This window comes from Aeromonas sp. A600620 (genome assembly GCF_029479985.1).
Classification (GTDB): Bacteria; Pseudomonadota; Gammaproteobacteria; order Enterobacterales; family Aeromonadaceae; genus Aeromonas; species Aeromonas veronii_A.
The window spans coordinates 390,007-411,110 of the sequence record NZ_JAAKXB010000003.1 but is presented as its reverse complement, the minus strand read 5'-3'; the positions used below and the strand labels follow the sequence as shown (position 1 = coordinate 411,110).

Below are 21,104 nucleotides of genomic sequence, written 5' to 3'. Positions count from 1 at the left end.
CCCGAGCGGCCAAAGGGATCAGACTGTAAATCTGACGGCTCTGCCTTCGAAGGTTCGAATCCTTCTCCCTCCACCATCATTCAGAAAACCCGGCCTAGTGCCGGGTTTTCGCATTTTTGGCCCATCGCAATTCATTCTCCCTCTGCACTGCCAACCTTTATCACGGCTTGCCCGCGGCCGATCGAGCAATACAAAACGGGAGGCCTGCGCCTCCCGTTTAGATTCATATCAGCCCTGTTACGGGATGAAGCGTTACAGAGTAAAGCGATAGAAGATATCGACCGCCTGAGCCACCCCGCTCATCGCCTGCAGATAGAGCCGTGGCAATACCTCGTAGCGCAGCTTGAACTCGGCGATGGGGCTGAAGACCCCGACCCCGTACTGGAACTGCAGGCCCGGCAGCAGATATGCAGACAGAGTCACCTGGGTGTTGTCACCACTGCCCGCCGTATCGAGGGAGACATCGCTCATCCCCAGCGACTCGCCGATGCTCGACACCACACCGTTGGCCTGACTCACCGCACCGGCCACCAGCAGACCGTTGAAACCGCCATCCTCACCGCCGGTCTGCAACCCTTTGCCGCGCAGCAGATAGGAGAGCTGTTCCGACTGCGCCATCTGCGGTTCGGAGTAGACAGTGATCTCAGGCTTGCTGGCAGGGCCGGTCACCCGCACCCCGACCGTCACCTGACCCTCGATGGTATCGGGATCCCGGTTAGCCTCGATGTTGAGGAACGGTCGATCCAGCGGACCGGAGAAGAGGATCCGCCCCTCCTTGATGATGAGGTTCTGACCGTAAGCCTTGAAGCGGCCATTGGTCAGCACCAGCTGGCCGTTGCCTGCCAGCGGCTTCTCGGGATCCTGACGGATATTGAGACCGCCGGAGACATCGGTCTTCAGCCCCATGGCATCAAGCTTCACATCGTTGCCAAGGCGGATCGCCACCTTCATCGCCAGCGGCAGGCTGGCCTGCTTGGGAGCCGGGGGCAGATCGTCATAGACCACAGTCACATCGTCGGAGACCGCCACCGCCGAATCCGGCAGGCTCTTGACCAGAATGCGCGCCCAGGGAATATCCACCTGACCGGTAATGCGGGTCTCCTCACCAAGCGACACCGCGATATCGGGCGAGACTCTGACCCGGCCCATGCCCGGATATTGCGCCTCCAGATCCTTGCCCTGAATGGTGAGGCTGCCGCTGACCGGCATCTTGGCCCAGCTGAGCCAGCCGCCCAACGCCAGCGGCCCCTTGCCCACCAGCATGGAGCCATCGAGCTCGGCGCGATTGCCCTCGATCTTGAGGCGGGTCACCAGCTTGGTCAGGGTCACCATATCGGAGTGAGTCTGCACCTCACCGTCACGCAGGTTTAGCTGACCAAACAGCAGGGGCGCTGCCAGGGTGCCGTCGAAACGGGCATCGGCGGAGATGATCCCTTGCAGGGAGCGCACCTCAGGGATGAGCGGCGCAAAGGTATTGAGCTTGAGATCGTCAAACTTGAGCTGACCACCGAGCAGACCGCGACCGGCGGGCTCCCTGATCAGCAAATCGGTATCGATATTGCCGATCTGCTTGGAGGCAAAATCGAGGCGAATGGCCGCCTGCTGCCGCTCGAAATCCAGGGCCAAAGCCAGCTGCTGATAATCAGTCTTGAGACCATCAGCCACAAAAGTGCCCGGCGTGGTGCGCACCACCGCATGCAGGGTCGGCTGATTGCCACGCCAGCTGGCACGGCCATCGGCCGAGAGCATCGCCTGCCAGCGGAAGTTGTCCGGCAACCAGGGGCGTAGCCGCTTGAGATCAAACTCGCTCAGGGCAAACTCCAGAGTGCCCTGTGCAGCGGAGACCTGACTCCCCTTGACGCAGAGGCTGGCCCCCTGGGAGCCGAGGCAGATATCCCCCATCGCCAGCCGCTGACGCGGCAGATCGAGATCCAGTGCCCACGGGGAACTCAAGTCCCAACGGCGCAGCGGGGTTTTCAGCCGCAACTCGGAGAGCGCCCCGCGCCAGTGATCCCCGCGCACGCCGCCACCCAGTTTGAGGTTGGCCGCAACAGGGTCACCCTTCATGGTCAGGCTCAACAGATGCTGACTGATATCGCCGCTGAGGTTCAGGGCCAGCTGGCTGAGCTTGGTTTCGCCCTGTTTCAGCTGCGCCACCAACAACGCGAGCTCACCGGCCGGTTTGGCACCGATCGCCGCATTGCCCTTGAGGCTAATGCCCTTCAGGTCGGTGCCGGCATAGTAGAGCCGGTCGGAGACGAGATCCGCATCGATTTTTGGCGTCTGCTGATTGCCACTGACCTTCACCTGTCCCTTGATATCCCCTTTCAGGCCGGGATAGATGCCCCCCAGCTGGGGAGCCTGCAGGTTGGCATCGAGCCTCCACTGGGCGCTGCTGATACTGCCCTTGGCCTGCAACTGGTTGGGGCCACTTTGCAGCGAGAGCGCCGGGATCAGCCACTCCATCTTGTCGTTGCCGCTAAGCTCCCCCTTGAGGGCCAGCGGGTACTGGTTGAGTTTGCCATCCACCTTGAGCTTGGGCAGTTTCAGCTCCCAGTGGCCCGCCTCGTTCATCACGAAACGGCTCTCCAGCTCACCGGCCAGCGTCCCTTTCAGCTCGGGCAGCAGCTCGGCCGGATTGATCCCCTTGAACAGGGTGGTTCCCTGCCACTCAACCCCCTTGTTCCAGGCGAGTTTGCCATCGAGTTTGAGCTCCCCCTTGAGCGCATTGAGCTGCAAGGCGATCTTGCTGAGCCGCTCCAGATCCCCCTTGCCGTCCAGCGCAAGCTTGAAGGGGGGGACATCGGTCCCCTTGCCGGAGGTATTGAGGGCAAACTGGTAGCCGGAGAGCTTGCCCTTGGCGGTCAGGCTCCCTTTGTCCAGCCGATAGCTCGGCTCATCTTTGGCAGGCTTATGAAATGGCCAGCCGAGGCTCTTCCAGTCGAGGGTCAAATCAAAAGGGAGATCCGGGTCGAGAGCGGCCAGCGAGCCCTTGAGATTGGCGGAGACCGGCCCCTTGGCCGACAACACCAGCCCCAGCTTGCCGACCGAACCGCTCAGCGCCAGCGTGGCCTGCTCACCCTGCAACTCGCCATCCAGCAGCCCCTTGCGGGCCTTGGCATCCAGCGTCACCGCCAGTGGGTAGTCGTCACTGAGCTGGATGTGCCCCTTGAGCGCCAGATCGGCCATGGCATGGCGCAGCGAGAGCTCGCGCACCTCGATGCGATCGTCGGCAGCGGTAGCCGAGAGCAGCAGCTTGTCGAGCCCTTCAATCAGCTCGCCCTGCTTATATTGCACCCGGGTCGCACTGACCCCTTCCAGCTGGATGGGGAAAGGAAGGTGAATGGCGGGCAGGAGAATGGGGGCTGCCTTTGCCGTATTCGCAGCTGGCGTCCCTTTACCCTGTTTGGCTGTCTTGGCGCTGGCCTTGTCGTTGCGCGCCACCGCAGCACCGGCTTGCTTCTCGTTAGCGGCCGGCTGCTTGGCAGATTTGGCTGCGCTGGCGGGTGCCGCATCATCCAGCGTCACCTTCAGGTTATCGAGCACCGGGCCGCGCACAATCAGCCCCTTGCGATTGAGGGTGGCGCCGATATCGAGGGACCCCAGGGTCACGGCCACGCCGGGCACCGCCAGATCGAGGTCAGCCACCTTGAGGCTGTCGACCTGAATTTTGAGGGGGAGCGGATGCCAGACAAAAGGCTCCGACGGCTCTTCCGGTGCAGGCTCCGAGTCGGCCACCTTCACCACCGGATGAGTCACTTCAAGCGATTTGATCCAGAGTTTGCCCTGCAGCAGTTTGCCAAGATCCCAGTCGAGCACGGCGCGATCCACCGTGACATCCACCAGCTCATCCTGCCAACCCGCCCCTTCCAGAGTCCAGCCATAGCCAAGCTGACCGGCCACCAGCTCCCCCTTGAGAGAAGGCAGCGCTCCCTTGGCCTGTTGCCACAACCACTTGTTGCCCTGATGGGTAAAGCCCAGCAGGCTGACGCCGATGAGCAGCAGGAACACCAGCCCCATCAGCCAGAGAAAAATGCGTTTTAGCCAGATCACAATGCAGACCCCCGCGCAAGATACAGCCGCAGCGGCCAAAGAAAAAAGCGTTTAGACAACATCATAATTCAGGCCCCAATGCGAAATGCAGCCGCAAGGGCTTGTCCTCTTCCGATACCCCGACCGCCAGATCCAACCTGACCTGACCGATGGGGGTGACCCAGCGTACACCGACACCGGTACCTATTTTCCAGGGTTCGCTGTAATCGGTGGTGGAGGTGCCGCCATCCACAAACATGGCCCCCAGCCACTTCTCGCTGAAGCGGTAGTTGTATTCCAGACTGGCCACGCTGGTGTAACGACCACCGGTCAGCTTGCCATCCGGCCCGGTGGGGGAGATGCTCTCGTAACCAAAGCCGCGCACCGTCTGATCGCCACCGGTAAAGAAGCGCAAAGACGGCGGCACCAACGAGAAGCTGTCACCTATGATGGCCCCCTGCTCGGCCCGCATCAGGAATCTGTGGTTATCGCCAAGAGTTCGCAGCCACTTGCTGCGTCCCCACACCCGCATAAAGCTGATGTCGGAGCCCCATCTGGGATCGGAGAACTCCAGCGTCAGCTGCTGGCGATCCCCCCAGTCGGGCACCAGAGTACCGCGCACCCGCAGTCGGGACCAGGAGACCCCGGGGATCAGCAACAAGCTGTTCCCCTCGTCGGCACCCTGGGTATAGATCTCGTTCTCCAGCCGGATAAAAACGTCCCGATCCCAGCTCTCCGGCCGCCGCGTCCAGCGGTGCACACCGATGGTAGTGAGATCGGAGCGGGTATCGTTGTTGTCCTTGTACTGGTAGCCGGTCTGGATAGAGTAGTAGTCCCGCAGCGGGTTACCCACCGGGATCTGGTAGTCGAAGCTGAGCTCTGCCTCCGGCGCCGACACCTTGGCGGTGGCAAACAGGCGGTGGCCGTAGCGGTTGACCCAGGGCTTCTCCCAGGTGGCACTCATCCGCGGCCCCACGTCGGTGGCATAACCGATACCTGTCTCGATTTCGTGATCGATCCGGTTATCCAGCGTCACCGCAATGGGCACCCGATAGTTGCTCGCCTCGCTCAATACCGGCTTGATATCGACCTGACGGAACAGCTTGGTGGAGGAGACATCCTGTGACATCTCGGCCAGACGGATGGCAAGATAGGGATCGCCGCTCTTGATGTTGATAAGCGGGCGAATAAGGTGAAGCGCTTCGGGGGTGGCATCGTAGCGGATCTCGCCAAAACGGTAGCGATGGCCCGATTCGAACAGAATAAAGATCTCCGCCGTCCCCTTGTCCGGGAACACCTTGACCTGACTCTTGCTCAACTTGGCATCAAAGTAACCGCGGGCCAGCCCGAGGCTGCCCAGATCGGCCTTGATGGATTCATATTTGGCGTGGTTGAGGGGCTCGCCCTCTTTGAGGGGCAACTTGTCCAGCAGGGCGCTGTAGAGCTCGTCGCTGCCCGCATCCCCCTCCAGCAGAATATCGAGGCGGGAGACGATGACCGGCTCCCCCTTGTCCACCTCAATCACCACTTTGGACGGGGTTTTCTTGTCGCGACTCAGGGTGATTTTCGGCTGGTAGTAGCCATAAACCTGCAGCGCCTTTTGCACGCTCTCGGTAATTTTTGCGCGGGCCGGGCGGTATTGCCGCTCCTGATAGACCGGCAGGGCATTGAGGTAGGCTTCAACGTTATCCTTGTTCTCCCCTTTCAACCCCTTGACCTGATAGGTGAGCTTGGCGGCAAACGCGGGCGAAGCCAGCAGCGACAGCAACAGGCCCACCCCCAGTACCCGCAGGCCGCGGCGAAACGCAGGGCCGGACAGTGAACACCCTGCCAGCAGGGATGAAATGCATCCTGTCAAAGGTCAATATTCCTGAATCTGTGGTGAAGGAAACCAGCGCCCTTTCGGGCCAACCCCGAATGCGGCGCAGCACGGCATGCAGGGCATGGCCGTGACACAAAAATGCGCGCCAGAAAAATGGCGAACCTTATCCTAACATAGGCATCGGCCAGCGACAGCGCAGCACCATTGGCAAATTCGCCATATCTTTTAAGAGGTTGACCACAAATCACACATTTTGGTGACAATGACGCCGCCCGCTTTCCCGATGGAAGCGAATTGACCTGCCCTCAATAAGGCTCACCCCACCATCAGGCACCATTTGTCACCTCTCCTCCTCTCTTTGCAACCAGAAACCCACCACGACAGAGTTTGTCGGCATAGCCCCACCCTCACCGTTTAACCAGCCCGGCACACGCCAAAGCCCGCCGTAGCGGGTGATTAAGAATTGCTCGTTCAGCGCAATCGAATTATCCCGCTGCCTTTGCGAACGTCCCTCCCTCACACTTGAACCATCAACTGAAGGAGACACATCATGCATGCACGTAGCGAACAGATGGCTGACTATATTGCCGATCGTCTCGAGTTCATCACCTTCCTCGCCTGTTGCAGCGCCCTGCTGGCCCTGCTGACCGGCATGAGTGGCCAACAGGCGCTGGCCTTTACCGCCCTGAACCTGCCGTTTGGCCTCGGCATTTTGCTGGGGATGGCGATGCTGGCCCCCCTGCCCGTCCACTGGCGGCTGCCGGGGCTCACCTTGCTGCTGGCAGGTTGCGCTCTGATGACCCTGCAACTGGGGGGAGAGTGGCTCAATCCGCTGGCCATCTGGAGCCTCTACGCCCTGCTCGGGCTGGAGATCATCTGGCAAGCGCGTCCCCGCGCCGTGCTGGCCACCCGCGCTCGCCAATAACAGGGCCGACGAGCGCCGATAAATGGCAGGCAGTGATGGCTGACGCCGGTGGCAAATTGGGGTACTCTTGCGCCCCCATTTGTCACCACACTTGGCATTAACAACCTTCGCCATCACTCCCAGGAGCGCCCCGATGAAAAAAGCCTGTGCCCAGCACATTCTGGTCAAGACCGAAAAACAGTGTCTGGAGATCAAGGAGAAGATCGAGAAGGGAGCCGACTTCGGCCAGATGGCCAAGCGCTTCTCTACCTGTCCCTCAGGCAAGCGTTTTGGCGATTTGGGAGAATTTTCCAAGGGAGATATGGTGAAAGCATTTGACGATGCCGTATTCAAGGGTGAACTGCTCAAGGTGCTGGGGCCGGTGCGCACCAAGTTCGGCTTCCATCTGATCAAAGTGCTCTATCGCAACTAAGTCATCGCAACTGACCATTTTCTCGGTGAAGCTCCCGTCAGGCGGGCTTCACCGACCTCTGCATTCCCCTCGCAAAACTGACCAAAACCACGCCAAACTCGCATCAATTTACTAACGTTATCAGGCAATTAAGTTTATCCTTCTCGGCATTGTCCACATTCGACGATGGATCCCGTGCTATGCCCCGCTCTTGCTTGTGGCCCCTGCTGGCCTGGTTACTCCCGCTCGCTGGCGCCCTCGGCAGCCGCTTTCATCTCTGGCCTTGGTGGATCGGTTTTGCGATCTGTCTCATCGGAGCCCTTGTCTCCCTGATCTTGCTGGTACGCCTACCCTGGAGCCGCAACCGCTACGCCAGCGGCCTTGGCGCCTTGCCACTGCTGCTACCGCTGACCTTTGTGGCACAGGCGCTGCGCATGCCGCTGATCAACGATGTGAGCACCGATCCCTATAATCCCCCCCAGCTGCGCTGGGCGGCAGAGCTGAGAACCGCGCAGGATCTGCCAATAAATAGCGCCCCGCTGAAAGCAGTTGAGGCAAAACCCGGTCCTCTCTTTACCCATACCGCCCCCGAAGAGGTGGTTATTGAGGCTGAGGAGCTGATGCAGGAGCTGGGCTGGCAGGTACGACCCAGCCCCGACGGTCTGGATGCAGTGGTCACCACCGGCTGGTTCGGCTTTCAGGATGATGTGGCGCTGCGGGTCTTTGCTGGCCCCAAAGAGACCCGCATCGATATGCGATCAGCCTCCCGTCAGGGGCAAAGCGATCTGGGCACCAACCGGGCGCGGATCGAGGATTTCCTGACCCGCCTGAACGAGCGCCTCGGCCAGGCCTACAAACCCAATTTGAAACCGTAAGTGTGAAACAACAAGAAGGTAACTGATGCGCGTTGAGGTCAAACCCGACCGGGAATATGCCTGGTTTATCCGCCCCTTTTTCTGGCTGCAAAAGCGCAACTATGGTCAGGTGCTTATTCCGGGCAAATGCTGGGGCCGCTCGCCGCGCCTCTTTGCCGCCGTCGCCACCCTCTATGGCGTCATCAACCGCAAGCGCTCCCCCATAGATCCCGTGCTGCGCTCGCTGGTGACGGTGCGGGTCTCCCAGCTCAACTGGTGCCGTTTTTGCGTCGACATCAACGCCATGACCTTGGTAAAGAGAGCCGGTTCCAGCGAGAAAGTGGAGGCGCTGGCCAACTGGCGCGAAAGCCCCTTGTTTGACGAGCGGGAAAAAGCGGTGCTCGACTATACCGAAGCGATGACTGGCCTCGATGGGGTGAGCGATGAACAGGCTGCCCGCCTCAAGCCCTGGTTCGACGACGATGCCATGGTGGAGCTGACCGGCCTTATCGCATTTCAGAACATGTCGGCCAAGTTCAACGCCGCCCTCGATATCGCGCCGCAGGGCTTCTGCCAGCTGCCGGTGCAACCGGAACGCCCTGCCCAGCCAGACAGCAAGGACGCCTGATGAACCGGACCCGCCTGCTGCTTGCACTGGTGATGGGGAGCCTTATCGGCACCTTTTTTGCCCTCGATCTTGGCCGTTACCTCACTCTGGACGCCTTGCAGGCCCAGCAGGCGGCAGTGGCGCAATGGGTCGACGGCCACTTTGTCTCGGCCAGCCTGCTGTTCGTGCTTATCTATGTGCTGAGCACCGCCCTCTCCCTACCCGGCGCCAGCTTGCTCACCCTGGGTGGCAGCGCTGTGTTCGGCGTCGGCTGGGGGCTACTGCTGGTCTCTTTCGCCAGCACCCTAGGCGCAACCCTGGCCTTTCTCAGCGCCCGCTTTCTGCTGCGCGACTGGGTCGAGCGGCGCTTTGGCGACAAGCTGGCCACCTTTCAGTCCGGCATGGCGAAGGAGGGGGCCTTCTATCTGCTCAGCCTGCGCCTCATCCCCATCTTCCCCTTCTTTTTGGTCAATCTGCTGATGGGGCTCACCCCCATCAGAGTCAGCACCTACTACTGGGTCAGCCAGCTTGGCATGCTGCCTGGCACCTTCGTCTATGTGCTGGCGGGCAGCGAGCTTGGCCAGTTAACCAGCACCGGAAATATCCTCTCCCCCGGCCTGATGGTCGCGTTGACCCTGCTGGGGCTGATGCCCTGGCTGGTCAAGAAGTTGACCACACACCTCGCCCAGCGGCGCCTGCTCGCCCCCTATCGCAAACCCGCTCGCTATGACTACAACCTGCTGGTGATCGGTGCCGGGGCAGGTGGGCTGGTTACCAGCTATATCGCGGCAGCGGTGAAGGCCAAGGTGGCGCTCATCGAGAAGCACAAGATGGGGGGCGATTGCCTCAACAGCGGCTGCGTCCCCTCCAAGGCGCTGATCCGAAGTGCCCGCTTTGCCGCCGAACAACGCCGGGCCAGTGAACTGGGCTTTGGCCCAAGTCAAGCCAGCGCTGATTTCGCTGCCGTGATGGAACGGGTCGCCCGCGTCATCAAGGAGGTCGAGCCCCACGACTCCATCGAGCGCTATCAAGGGCTTGGAGTGGAATGCATCGAGGGGGAGGCGCGGCTGGTCTCTCCTTGGGAGGTGGAGGTTAACGGCCAGCGCCTTGCCAGCCGCCATATCGTTATCGCCACCGGCGCCCGGCCGCTGGTGCCCAAGCTGCCGGGGCTGGATCAGGTGCCTTACCTCACCTCGGATAGCCTCTGGCAGCTGCGTACCCCGCCGCGCCGCCTGCTGGTGCTGGGCGGTGGCCCCATCGGCTGCGAGCTGGCCCAGAGCTTCGCCCTGCTCGGCATTCCCGTGACCTTGGTGGAACTCTCGGAGCAACTGCTGCCCCGCGAAGAGAGAGATGTAGCCGACGCCCTTGCCGGGCAGATGAGCCGAGATGGCGTGCAGCTACTCACCGGCTGGCGCGCCGAACGAGCCGACTATCTGCCCGCAGCCGAGGGGGATCTCCCCATCCGGCTGCAACTGCGCCGGGGCGATGAGACACAGGTGGTGGAAGGGGATCAACTGCTGCTGGCACTGGGTCGGGTCGCCAACGTCAGCGGCTTCGGGCTCGAAGCGTTGGGGGTCGAGCTGGCCCCCCGCGGCACCATAGCGGTCGATGGCTTCCTCACCACCAACTTCCCCAGCATACTGGCGGTGGGAGACGTAGCGGGCCCTTACCAGTTCACCCACTTCGCCGCCCATCAGGCCTGGTATGCGGCGGTCAATGCCCTGTTTGGCCAGTTCAAGCGCTTTCGGGCGGACTATCGGGTCATTCCGGCGGCCACCTACACCACGCCGGAGATTGCCCGGGTCGGCCTCAATCGCAAGGAGGCCGAGGCGCAGGGGATTCCCTTCGAGGTGACCCGCTTCGAGCTGGCCGAGCTGGATCGCGCCATTGCCGATGGCGAGCGCCACGGTTTTGTCGAGGTGCTGACCGTACCGGGCAAGGATACTATCCTTGGCGCCACCATAGTGGGCACTCACGCCGGTGAGCGGATTGCCGAGTTCGTGCTCGCCATGCGTCACCGCCTCGGCCTTGGCAAGATCCTCGGCACCATTCACGCCTATCCCACCCTGATGGAGGGGAACAAATACGTGGCGGGTGAATGGAAACGGGCCCACCAGCCCACCCGGGTGCTGGCGTTGCTGGCCCGTTATCACCGCTGGCGCCGTGGCGCCTGACAATCAGAGAAACGTTTATGCTCAAGCCATTCTCACAACTCAAATCACAGCTCAAACAGCGGCTAAACGCCCTGCTGTGCGCCCTGCCACTGCTGGCCAGCGGCCCGCTGTTAGCCACTCCTGATGACAACTGGCAACGGACCCTTGAGGAGGCGAAGGGACAGACCGTCTACTTCAACGCCTGGGGCGGCAGCCCGGAGATCAACGCCTATCTGGTGTGGGCCGGGCAGGAGCTGGCGCGCGACTATCAGGTCAAGCTGGTGCAGGTGAAGGTGGATGACATCGCCCAGAGCGTCAGCCAGTTGCTGGCCAACAAGCAGGCGGGCAAGCAAGCTGGCGGCCCCATCGATCTGCTCTGGGTCAACGGCGAGAACTTCAAGGCGCTCAAGGAGCAGGGGCTGCTTGGCGCTCCCTTTACCGCCGAGCTGCCCAACATGGCACTGGTCGACAGCACCCTGCCGGTGAGTGAGGACTTCACCCTGCCGGTGGAAGGACTGGAAGCCCCCTGGGGCATCGGCCAGCTCAATCTGATGGTCGATACCGAAGAGGTCGCCAGAGCGCCCACCTCGGCTGCAGCCCTGCTGGCGTGGGCCAAGGCCCATCCCGGCCGCTTCACCTATCCCAAGCCGCCCCAGTTCCATGGCTCCAGTTTTCTCAAGCAGATCCTGCTGGAGTTGACGCCAAACCCCGCCCCCCTCTATCGGGAGGCGACCGAGAGCGATTTTGCCCAGCTCACCGCCCCGCTCTGGGCCTGGCTCGATGAGCTGCATCCGGCACTCTGGCGCAAGGGCAAACTGTTTCCCACCAGCGCCGCCGAAACCCGCCAGCTACTCGATGATGGCGAGCTGGCGATGGCCATCAGCTTCAATCCGCAGGAGGCGCAGAGCGCCGCCCAGATTGGCGCCCTGCCCCCCAGCGTGGAAGCTATAGCCATGGAGAAAGGGGCGCTCACCAACAGCCATTTTCTCGCCATCCCCTTCAACGCCAGTGCCCGTGCGGGTGCCAAGGTGGTGGCCAACTTCCTGCTGAGCCCGGCGGCGCAGGCACGAAAAGCCAATCCGGCTTTCTGGGGTGATCCCAGCGTGCTGCGGGCCGATGCCCTGCCTGACTCCGCCAAAGAGCAACCGGCACTTCGCTTCAAAGCGGTGGCCGAGCCTCACCCCAGCTGGCAGCTCAAACTGGAAGCGGCCTGGGCCGAACGTTACGGTCACTGATGAGTGCCTCTGGTCACCCGCTTTCCCGCTCCCGACCGTGGCGCCAGTTGACACGCCACCCCAGTATGAGTACGGGGATGGCGGTCATTTATCTGGCGATCTTCGTCATCCCATTGCTGGCGGGGCTGTGGCAACTGCTGGCGGAAGGGATGACCGCCTCTCATCTCGCCTTGCTGCTGGCCCAGCCTGGCCTTTGGCACTCCGCTGCACTGAGTCTGTGGATTGGCGCCGCCTCGACCCTCTGCACTCTGCTGTTAACCGCCCTGCTGCTGGCTCACAGCGACAGCCGGGCTTTCGGGCTGCTCCGCCGCCTGCTCTCGCCCATGCTGGCCATGCCCCACGTCGCCTTTGCCATCGGTTTTGCCTTTTTGCTCGCCCCCTCCGGTTGGCTGCTGCGGCTCATCTCGCCAGCTCTGACGGGGTTTGATCTCCCCCCCGACTGGCAGACCATCCGCGACCCTTGGGGGCTCGGGCTGATTGCACTGCTCGTTTTCAAGGAGACCCCCTTTTTGCTGCTGATGGCGATGGCCGCACAGCAACCCATCTTGCTGGCACGCCAGCAGTGGCTGGGGGCGAGCCTTGGTTTCAGCGCCCCCCAGATCTGGTGGCGCCTGCTGCTACCGGCGCTCTGGCCCGCTCTGCGCCTGCCCATCTATGCGGTGACGGCCTACGGTGTGGCAGTGGTGGATCTCGCCCAGCTGCTCGGGCCTGACACCCCCGCCCCGCTGGCGGTGCGGTTGTGGCTCTGGTATCAGGACCCGGATCTACTCTGGCGTGGTGCCACCGCCAGCGGCGCCCTGCTTTTACTCGCCATCACGGCGTTGCTCATCGCTCTGCTCAGATTACTGGAGTGGCTTCATAAAGAGATGGGCAAAGGCTGCTGGCTCGATGGCAAACGGGCGGCGCCCCACTTCTTTGCCAACCGGCTCGCAGCGGGCTTTGCCTTCACCCTGATCACCCTCAATCTGGCGGTGCTGGCGGTGCTGCTGCTCTGGTCACTGGCGCGCCGCTGGCCCTTTCCCGCCCTCTGGCCCAGCCAGTGGAGCAGCCACTACTGGCTGGATCTGCTGCCAACCCTGCTGCCGCTGCTGACAACCAGCACACTGCTGGCGCTGGTGAGCGGCTTGCTGGCACTGGGAATGGCGGTGCTGAGTCTGGAGGCACAAGCCGGGCGCCGCCCCTGGCCGCTCTGGCTTATCTGCTTGCCGCTGCTGCTGCCACAGGCCAGCCTGCTGTTTGGTATCCGGCTCGGGCTGGACTGGCTTGCACACGGCTCGATAAGCAGCGGCATTGGCTGGGGCTGGGTGCTCTGGAGCCAACTGCTGTTTGTCTTTCCCTATGTCTATTTGTGCCTGCACGGCCCCTATCGCCAGTTCGACCCGCGGATCACCCAGAGCGCCCTGCTGCTGGGGGCAACGCCATGGCGAGCCTGGTGGCAGGTCAAAGCGCCGCTGCTGGCGCGCCCGCTGCTGTTTGCCTTCGGTGTCGGGGCGGCGGTGAGTCTGGCCCAGTATCTGTCGACCCTGCTCTTTGGCGCAGGCAGAGTGGTCACCATCACCACCGAAGCGGTGGCCATCGGCAGTGGCCTCAACCGGCGGCTGGCGGGACTCTACGGCCTGCTGCAACTGCTGCTGCCGCTCGTTATCTATCTGCTGGCGCTTTGGCTGCCGGCGCGGATCAATCCGGCGCTCAAGGGGGGCTACTCACGATGAACTCTGATGATGGAAACAGCCATATGCTGAGCACCACGCCTCTTCGACTTTACCTTGATGAAAATCTGTTGCTTTCGCTCCCCGCCCTGCAGGTGGTCCCCGGCGAAGTGTTGACCCTGATGGGGCCAAGCGGCTGTGGTAAAAGCTCCCTGCTGGCGGGGCTGGCGGGGGTACTGCCCGGCGCGCTGACAGGAAATGGCCCGATCCGGCTGGAGGGGGAGGTAAGGCTCGGCGAGCGGTTACTCAACACCTTGCCACCGCAGGCGCGGCGCATCGGCATGCTGTTTCAGGATGACTTGCTGTTTGACCATCTGACGGTGGCGGAGAACCTGATGTTCGGCATGCCAGCGACCATCAAGGGAAAACGCGCGCGGCGGGAAAAGGCGCTGGCCGCATTGGCACAGGTCGCGCTGGCGGATCAGGCTGACAAGCTGCCGCTGCTGCTGTCGGGGGGTCAGCGGGCGCGGGTCAGTCTGCTGCGAGCGCTGTTGGCCGAACCCGATGCCCTGCTGCTGGACGAGCCCTTCTCCCGCCTCGACAAGCCGCTGCGGGCCGCCTTTCGCGAGCTGGTATTCGCGCAGATCAAGGGGCTGGCCATCCCCGCTATTCTGGTGACCCACGACGAAGAGGATGCACCGGGCACCATACTCAATCTCACCGAATCCTGTTTTTAACCGAGGAGTTCACCTTGTTTGACCGCCACCTGATCCCCGTGATCCGCAGCCCCCTCACCCAGCTTGCCAAACCGCTCTGCCGTGCCGGGGTCAGTGCCAATCAGGTGAGCCTCACCGGTTTTGCCATCGGCATGCTGGCGCTGCCGCTGCTGGCCTTTGGCTGCTATCAATGGGCGCTTGCGGCGATCCTGCTCAACCGCTTGCTGGACGGGCTCGATGGTGCCGTGGCGCGGGAAACTGGCATCACCGACTGCGGCGGCTTTCTCGACATCACGCTGGATTTCATCTTCTACGCCGCCGTGGTGCTGGGCTTTGCCCTCGCCGCACCCGCCAATGCGCTGCCCGCTGCCACCCTGCTGTTTGCCTTTATGGGCACCGGCTCGAGCTTTCTGGCCTTTGCCATCATGGCGGGCAAGCGGGGCATCGACAATCCGGTCTACCACCACAAATCCCTCTACTATCTGGGCGGCCTCACCGAGGGGAGCGAGACCATCGCCCTCTTTGTGCTGATGTGTCTGTGGCCCGCCACCTTCGCCCCGCTCGCCTACGGCTTTGCCCTGCTCTGCGCCATCACCACCCTGACCCGGCTCTGGAGCGGCTACCACACCCTGCGTCACCCCCCGCGCTAAACAGCGCAGCCATCACCGGAGGGCTAATCCATCGCACGATGAATTGGTGGCCAACGAGGCGCACGGAACACTTGCACGGGGATGACAATGTTTTACCATGACGACACTTTTGTCAGTCTCTTTGAGAACCCTATGCGTCGCCTTGCCTCTCTTCTCACACTGTCGTTATTCCCCCTGCTCGGTGGCTGCAGCAGCGCCCCGGCCCCCAAGCCCGTGGTCGTCCCCCAGCCCAAGAGCGCCTTTATCAACCAGACGCCGTCGCGCAGCCCCGTTTACAGCCAGGGGGTGAGCAAAGGGGACTTCGCCAATCGTCCCAACGTGGACCGATTCGTCCAGAAGATGGTCGAGAAGCACGGTTTTGACAACGCCCAGTTGCATCAGGTGCTGGCTCAGGCAGAGCGCTACGACTGGATCATCCGCCTGATGGATGCCCAGGCACCGACCACCGCCAAGCCCACCGGTCCGACCGGCGCCTGGAACCGCTATCGCGCCAAGTTCATCACCCCCGACAACGTGCAAAACGGCGTCAACTTCTGGCGTGAATACGCAAGCGAGCTCAACCGGGCGGAGCAGATCTACGGGGTTCCGCCGGAGATCATCGTCGGCATTATCGGGGTCGAGACCCGCTGGGGCCGGGTGATGGGCAAGACCCGCATTCTGGATGCATTGGCCACCCTGGCGTTTGATTACCCGCGCCGCGCCGAGTTCTTCACCAGCGAATTGGAAGCCTTCCTGGTGATGACCCGCGACGAGGGGATAGATCCTGCCGAACCCAAGGGCTCCTACGCGGGCGCCATGGGCTATGGCCAGTTTATGCCCTCCAGCTTCCAGCGCTATGCGGTGGATTTTGACGGCAACGGCCACACCAACCTGTGGGATCCGGTGGATGCCATCGGCAGCGTCGCCAACTACTTCAAGGCTCACGGCTGGGAGAAAGGCCAACCGGTGGCGGTGCGCGGTCAGGGCCAGCTGCCCGGCTATGAGCACGGCTTCCAGACCCGCTACCCGGTCACTACCCTGCGCCGCGCAGGGCTCACCCCCACCAGCACCCTGGGCAATCACAGCGAATCGAGCCTGCTGCGCCTCGATGTCGGCACCGGCTACCAATACTGGTACGGCCTACCCAACTTCTACACCATCACCCGCTACAACCACAGCACCCACTACGCCATGGCGGTGTGGCAGCTGGGGCTGGCGGTGAAAGAGGCCAAAGGCGGTTACTGAATCATTTGCTTATAAACGCGAGGCAGGCCTGTCCAGGCCCGCCTCGTCTGCACTCCACACGGCGCCTACTGGCACCGTGTCGGTTTAAAGCATCCCGGCCGCGGCCAGTCTGTCCAGCTCAGCGATCAGCTGGGTCGGCTCTGCGCGTTGGGTGTAGTCCACATTGACGAAGTGGTAGCGCACCACCCGATCCTGGCCAAGGATATACGTCGCCGGGACAGGCAAAGTAAAACTGTCATCCCCGTTGCTGGCCGGAATATCGATACCAAAACGCTCATAAATTGGGCGCAGCACCTCGGGCAGCTCGAATACCAACCCCAGCGAAGCCGACACCCGGTTGCCTTCATCGCTGAGCACGGTGATCGCCAGCTCGTTGGCGGTGAGAGTGTCCTGCGCGGTTGTTGGCATCTCGGGAGTCAAACCGAGGAGGGTGACCCCCCGTTTCACAAGCTCGGGCAAAGCGATATTGAGTGCCTGCATCTCGAGATTGCAATAAGGACACCAACCACCTCGATAGATGTTGAGCACCACAGGCCCCTCAGCCAGATAGTGGGAGAGCGGGCGCACCACCCCGTGCTGATCGGGCAACGTAAAGTCAGGAAACTGATCGCCAGTGACAAATGCCCCTTGTCCCAGTCCGCTCGCCCGTAGCGCTTCTGTTACCCCCTCCATCACCGCCAGTACATCACCAGGGACTTTAGTTCGCTTTATCGCATCGTACTCTTTGATTTTTTGCTCAAGTGTGGGCATGATTACCATCCTTTCTGTAGTGGTCACTACAATATCAAACAAGCCACCAACACTGGTCAAGATGTTTTTTAGTGATCACTACAAAAAGACAACGCAAGCAGGAATCGAAATGGCAAGACCGGCATCATTTGACAGAGAACAAGTTCTGGAGATTGCCCTCAACAGCTTCTGGGAAACTGGCTTCAGCAACACTGGCATCGCCACACTCGTTGACAGAATGGGGTTGAAGCCCAGCAGCCTGTACGGCGCCTTCAGCTCAAAAGAGGGATTGTTTATCGAAGTGTTGCAGCGCTATTCAGCACAGAGTCTGGCGCAGATCGAACTGTTGCTGGCCTCGGCAGATTCTCCCCTAGCCGGTGTGCGAGCCCTGCTCGATGCTGTAGCTCGGGATGCCATAGCCAGCGAGACACATCGTGGCTGCCTGCTGGTCAATACCCTGCTGGAAGTGGGGCGCCAAAATCCAACGATTCAGCATGAAGCCAGCGTGCACTTAGCCGAAGTGGAAAAGCGGGTGGCCAATAACTTGCGCCAGGCACAAGCCGTTGGAGAACTGGCCGCCGAGCGCGATATCGACACCCTCGCGGCTTTGTTGATGACTATGGTGTGGGGAATGCGCGTACTGGGTCGCACCCATCCACCTGCCGCCAAGGTACAGGCAGTGTTGGCCCAGATACAGGCCATGCTTTAAGCCACAGACCAGCAGCCCCTCGCACAATTCGTAGCCACCACAGAAAAACAGAGGAGCCGATTTGGCTCCTCTCTTCACCTTGTCTTTAGCCCGAGGACCCGGGCGCTGACGTGATGCGCTGCTTAGACACCTGCCTTAGCCAGTGCCGCGGAGACGATCTGCTGGGCTTCCTGCTGGATGAGGTCGAGGTGCGTGTCGCCCTTGAAGCTCTCCATGTAGATCTTGTAGATGGACTCGGTGCCGGAGGGGCGCGCCGCGAACCAGCCGTTCTCGGTCACTACCTTGAGACCGCCGATGGCGGCATCGTTGCCCGGCGCCTTGGTCAGCTTGGCGATGATGGGCTCACCCGCCAGGGTGGAGGCTTCTACCAGTGCCGGATCCAGCTTGGAGAGCACCGCTTTCTGGGCGCTGTTGGCCGGGGCGTCGATACGGCGATAGCTGGAGCGGCCAAACTTGGCTTCCAGTGCGTCGTAGTGGGCCTGCGGATCCTTGCCGGTCACCGCCAGAATTTCCGCAGCCAGCAGCGCCAGAATGAAACCATCCTTGTCGGTGGTCCAGACGGTGCCATCTTTGCGCAGGAAGGAGGCGCCCGCGCTCTCCTCGCCACCAAAGCCGAACTCACCGCTGTAGAGGCCATCCACGAACCACTTGAAGCCGACCGGCACCTCTTTCAGGGTGCGGCCAATCTCGCCGGCAACCCGGTCAATCATCGAAGAGGAGACCAGCGTCTTGCCGACGGCAGCATCGGCAGACCAGCCGGTGCGATGGGTAAACAGATACTGGATCGCCACAGCCAGATAGTGGTTCGGGTTCATCAGGCCGGATTTGGTGACGATGCCGTGACGGTCGTAGTCAGGGTCGTTGCCAAGGGCGATGTCGAACTTGTCCTTGAGGGCGATCAGGCTGGCCATGGCGAACGGGCTGGAGCAATCCATCCGGATCTTGCCGTCTTTATCCAGGGTCATGAAGGAGAAGGTCGGGTCGACCTTGTAGTTCACCACCTCGATGTTCAGACCGTAGGTCTTGGCGATGACGTCCCAGTAGGCGACGCCGGAGCCACCCAGCGGATCGACACCGATCTTGATGCCTGCATTCTTGATGGCATCCATGTCCAGCACGTTCTTCAGATCATCCACATAGGGGGTGACATAGTCGTGTTCGACCACGAACGGGCTCTTGAGCGCCTCGGCGAACGGCATGCGCTTCACGCCGGCCAGACCCGCTTCCAGGATCGCGTTGGCACGGTCCTCGACCCACTTGGTGATCTCCCCTTCGGCGGGGCCACCGTGAGGCGGGTTGTACTTGAAGCCACCATCTTCCGGCGGGTTGTGGGACGGAGTGATCACCACGCCGTCAGCACGGGCAGCCGGTTTACCTGCATTGTGGCGCAGGATGGCGTGGGAGATGACCGGGGTCGGGGTAAAGCCGAGGCCAGCCTGAATGCGGGTTTCAACGCCGTTGGCGGCCAGCACTTCGACGGCGCTGGCAAAGGCGGATTCGGACAGGGCGTGAGTATCCATGCCGACAAACAGCGGGCCAGTGATACCGGCCTGCTGGCGATACTCTACCAGGGCCTGGGTCACCGCCAGAATATGGGATTCGGTAAAGGCACTGTGCAGGGCGCTGCCACGGTGGCCGGAAGTACCGAAGGCAACTCGCTGCTCGGGGCGGCTCATGTCCGGCTTGTTAAGGTAGTAGGCGCTGACCAGACGGGGAATGTTGGTCAGATCGCTTAAACGGGCCGGTTGACCGGCGTGGGAATGCTGAGCCATGGCGTTTTCCTTGCGTAATGGCGGCCTTGCCGGGCAAGGCCTGAGTCTTGAAGAATCGTTAAATTGCGCCACACACCTGCGCGACCACCTCGTCGCCATAGCCCATGCTGGCCATCAGCTGGGCCACCATGTTCTGCTTGCGGCTGGTGTTGGTGTTGGTGATCACCCAGAACGGGGTCTCCGGTACCGGCTTGGGCTTGGTGGTGCTACCGCTGGCACGCAGAGCCTCGGGATCCTGCGAGAAATAGACGCGCTTGCGCCCCTTGATTTCGGTGGCCTGGGTAAAGCCTTCCGGGTTATCCCGGTAGAGGGTACTGAGCACCAGCATAAAGCGGTTGATGGACTTCTCTTCTTTTTGCAGCTCACCGGAATCGAGCAGGGCTTGCAGCCCTTGTTGGGTGGCTACCGTACTGGGCTGCGCGACGGCAACGGGCTCGGCAACCGGCACACCTTGGTTAGCAGGCTGTTCCAGCAGACGGCGCAGAATATCGGAGGCACTCTCACCAATGTGCCGGGTCTGGCTGGCGATATAGAAGTAGAGATCGTCATCAAGCTCGATGGTTTTCATAGGGATGCGCTGGACTCGTCGAAATTCGGATGCGGCGATTATACATAGGCAAACCCGACAGCCCAAGCAAGGGGCTGGCAGATGTACATGAATCTCATCGAGAATACGGCATAATAGCGGGCCAAGTGTGTGATCAGCCGCACTGATAGCCGATCCGGACAGGATTTTTTAGAAAAAAAACCACATAAAATCCCAATCCATTGGACGAAATCCTTTTCTTTCCAGTGCGTTAAATAAAACAGCGATACGCACCCACGACCGACAAGGTGTCATTTTGCAACAAAACAGCATATTGAACTTCAAGGAACAGGGTCAGGGCCCGGCGGTCATTCTGATCCACGGCCTGTTTGGCAGCCTCGACAACCTCGGCCTGCTGGCCCGTGCCCTCGGCGAACACTATCGGGTGGTCAGCGTCGATCTGCGCAACCACGGCGCCTCCTTTCATAGCAGCGAGATGAGCTATCCGGCCCAGGCAGCCGATATCCTGACCCTGATGGATCGGCTGAATATTGCCGAAGCGACCCTGATTGGCCACTCGATGGGAGGCAAGGTGGCGATGCAGGTCGCCAAGCTGGCGCCTGAGCGGGTGACCAAGCTGGTAGTGGCCGACATGGCGCCAGTCGCCTATCCCCATTCCCGCCACCAGAATGTGTTCGCCGGACTCAACGCCACCCTGCATACGCCGCCGCAAAGCCGCAGTGAAGCGGAAGCCATGCTGGCGCAGCATATTGAGCTCGCCGGGGTGCGCCAGTTCCTGCTCAAATCGTTCGCCAGAGGCGAGCATGGCTGGGGTTGGCGCTTCAATGTGCCCGCCCTTGAGCAAAACTACGCCAACATCATGGGCTGGCCAGAGGATGAGCATCGCTTCGAGGGGCAGGTGCTCTTTATCAAAGGGGGGGATTCTGACTATATGCAGCCCCAATACAGCGAGACGGCACTGGCCCAATTCCCGGCGGCAAAGGTGCGTGTCATCGCGGGTACCGGCCACTGGCTGCATGCGGAAAAACCGGCTCTGTTCAACAAATTGGTTGTGGATTTCCTGTCGACAGGCGGTTAACAGTTTCAAAT

17 protein-coding genes are annotated in these 21,104 nt (G+C 61.5%); 12 read left to right on the top strand and 5 right to left on the bottom strand.

Features of this window, described 5'->3' with window-relative positions; all coding sequences use genetic code 11:
* Window positions 1–252: 252 nt before the first annotated feature.
* Both tamB and tamA read right to left on the bottom strand, forming a co-directional pair.
* Complete coding sequence (gene tamB / locus G5533_RS06845) at window positions 253–4,053, bottom strand: autotransporter assembly complex protein TamB (RefSeq protein ID WP_441254640.1); 3,801 nt, start codon at window positions 4,051–4,053, stop codon at window positions 253–255.
* A gap of 61 nt (window positions 4,054–4,114) precedes the next feature.
* A complete protein-coding gene (tamA, locus tag G5533_RS06840; RefSeq protein WP_441254639.1) occupies window positions 4,115–5,890 on the bottom strand; it encodes an autotransporter assembly complex protein TamA in 1,776 nt (591 codons plus the stop codon).
* A 514-nt stretch (window positions 5,891–6,404) separates the two neighbouring features.
* Here tamA and G5533_RS06835 point away from each other — a divergent pair.
* The 10 genes from G5533_RS06835 to mltB all read left to right on the top strand — a co-directional run bounded on the left by G5533_RS06835 (window position 6,405) and on the right by mltB (window position 16,258).
* Complete coding sequence (locus G5533_RS06835; protein WP_139742846.1) at window positions 6,405–6,779, top strand: hypothetical protein; 375 nt, start codon at window positions 6,405–6,407, stop codon at window positions 6,777–6,779.
* 133 nt (window positions 6,780–6,912) lie between these two features.
* Entirely contained in the window at window positions 6,913–7,191 is a 279-nt protein-coding gene (locus G5533_RS06830) for a peptidylprolyl isomerase (RefSeq protein ID WP_040066119.1), read from the top strand.
* A 179-nt stretch (window positions 7,192–7,370) separates the two neighbouring features.
* Window positions 7,371–8,045, top strand: a complete 675-nt coding sequence (locus G5533_RS06825; RefSeq protein ID WP_216977405.1) for a DUF1499 domain-containing protein — start codon at window positions 7,371–7,373, stop codon at window positions 8,043–8,045.
* A gap of 25 nt (window positions 8,046–8,070) precedes the next feature.
* A complete protein-coding gene (locus G5533_RS06820; protein ID WP_021231092.1) occupies window positions 8,071–8,652 on the top strand; it encodes a carboxymuconolactone decarboxylase family protein in 582 nt (193 codons plus the stop codon).
* Window positions 8,652–10,805 (top strand): FAD-dependent oxidoreductase, encoded by a 2,154-nt coding sequence (locus tag G5533_RS06815; RefSeq protein ID WP_441254638.1) that lies wholly within the window; start codon window positions 8,652–8,654, stop codon window positions 10,803–10,805. Before G5533_RS06820 ends, G5533_RS06815 begins: the two co-directional genes overlap by 1 nt.
* A 17-nt stretch (window positions 10,806–10,822) precedes the next feature.
* Window positions 10,823–12,019, top strand: coding sequence for an ABC transporter substrate-binding protein (locus G5533_RS06810; RefSeq protein ID WP_441254637.1), 1,197 nt, complete (start codon window positions 10,823–10,825; stop codon window positions 12,017–12,019).
* Window positions 12,020–12,096: 77 nt separating this feature from the next.
* Window positions 12,097–13,731 (top strand): ABC transporter permease, encoded by a 1,635-nt coding sequence (locus tag G5533_RS06805; protein WP_441254636.1) that lies wholly within the window; start codon window positions 12,097–12,099, stop codon window positions 13,729–13,731.
* 23 nt (window positions 13,732–13,754) lie between these two features.
* Entirely contained in the window at window positions 13,755–14,405 is a 651-nt protein-coding gene (locus G5533_RS06800) for an ATP-binding cassette domain-containing protein (RefSeq protein ID WP_441254635.1), read from the top strand.
* 14 nt (window positions 14,406–14,419) lie between these two features.
* Window positions 14,420–15,034, top strand: a complete 615-nt coding sequence (locus G5533_RS06795) for a CDP-alcohol phosphatidyltransferase family protein (RefSeq protein ID WP_441254634.1) — start codon at window positions 14,420–14,422, stop codon at window positions 15,032–15,034.
* Between the two features lie 132 nt (window positions 15,035–15,166).
* Window positions 15,167–16,258 (top strand): lytic murein transglycosylase B, encoded by a 1,092-nt coding sequence (gene mltB / locus G5533_RS06790; RefSeq protein WP_441254633.1) that lies wholly within the window; start codon window positions 15,167–15,169, stop codon window positions 16,256–16,258.
* 84 nt (window positions 16,259–16,342) lie between these two features.
* On the opposite strand, the gene G5533_RS06785 is transcribed toward mltB, so the two are convergent.
* The gene (locus G5533_RS06785; protein ID WP_042080239.1) at window positions 16,343–17,008 is read right to left on the bottom strand and encodes a peroxiredoxin-like family protein; all 666 of its coding nucleotides are present in this window, start codon (window positions 17,006–17,008) and stop codon (window positions 16,343–16,345) included.
* Here G5533_RS06785 and G5533_RS06780 point away from each other — a divergent pair.
* A complete protein-coding gene (locus G5533_RS06780) occupies window positions 17,007–17,696 on the top strand; it encodes a TetR/AcrR family transcriptional regulator (RefSeq protein WP_441254632.1) in 690 nt (229 codons plus the stop codon). The genes G5533_RS06785 and G5533_RS06780 overlap by 2 nt on opposite strands.
* 122 nt (window positions 17,697–17,818) lie before the next feature.
* Here the strand turns inward: G5533_RS06780 and pgm are convergent, their stop codons facing one another.
* Both pgm and seqA read right to left on the bottom strand, forming a co-directional pair.
* The gene (gene pgm, locus G5533_RS06775) at window positions 17,819–19,468 is read right to left on the bottom strand and encodes a phosphoglucomutase (alpha-D-glucose-1,6-bisphosphate-dependent) (RefSeq protein WP_216954158.1); all 1,650 of its coding nucleotides are present in this window, start codon (window positions 19,466–19,468) and stop codon (window positions 17,819–17,821) included.
* 58 nt (window positions 19,469–19,526) lie between these two features.
* The gene (seqA, locus tag G5533_RS06770) at window positions 19,527–20,036 is read right to left on the bottom strand and encodes a replication initiation negative regulator SeqA (protein ID WP_441254631.1); all 510 of its coding nucleotides are present in this window, start codon (window positions 20,034–20,036) and stop codon (window positions 19,527–19,529) included.
* A 274-nt stretch (window positions 20,037–20,310) separates the two neighbouring features.
* Here seqA and G5533_RS06765 point away from each other — a divergent pair, with 274 nt between their 5' ends.
* The gene (locus G5533_RS06765) at window positions 20,311–21,093 is read left to right on the top strand and encodes an alpha/beta fold hydrolase (RefSeq protein ID WP_441254630.1); all 783 of its coding nucleotides are present in this window, start codon (window positions 20,311–20,313) and stop codon (window positions 21,091–21,093) included.
* Window positions 21,094–21,104: the final 11 nt, after the last annotated feature.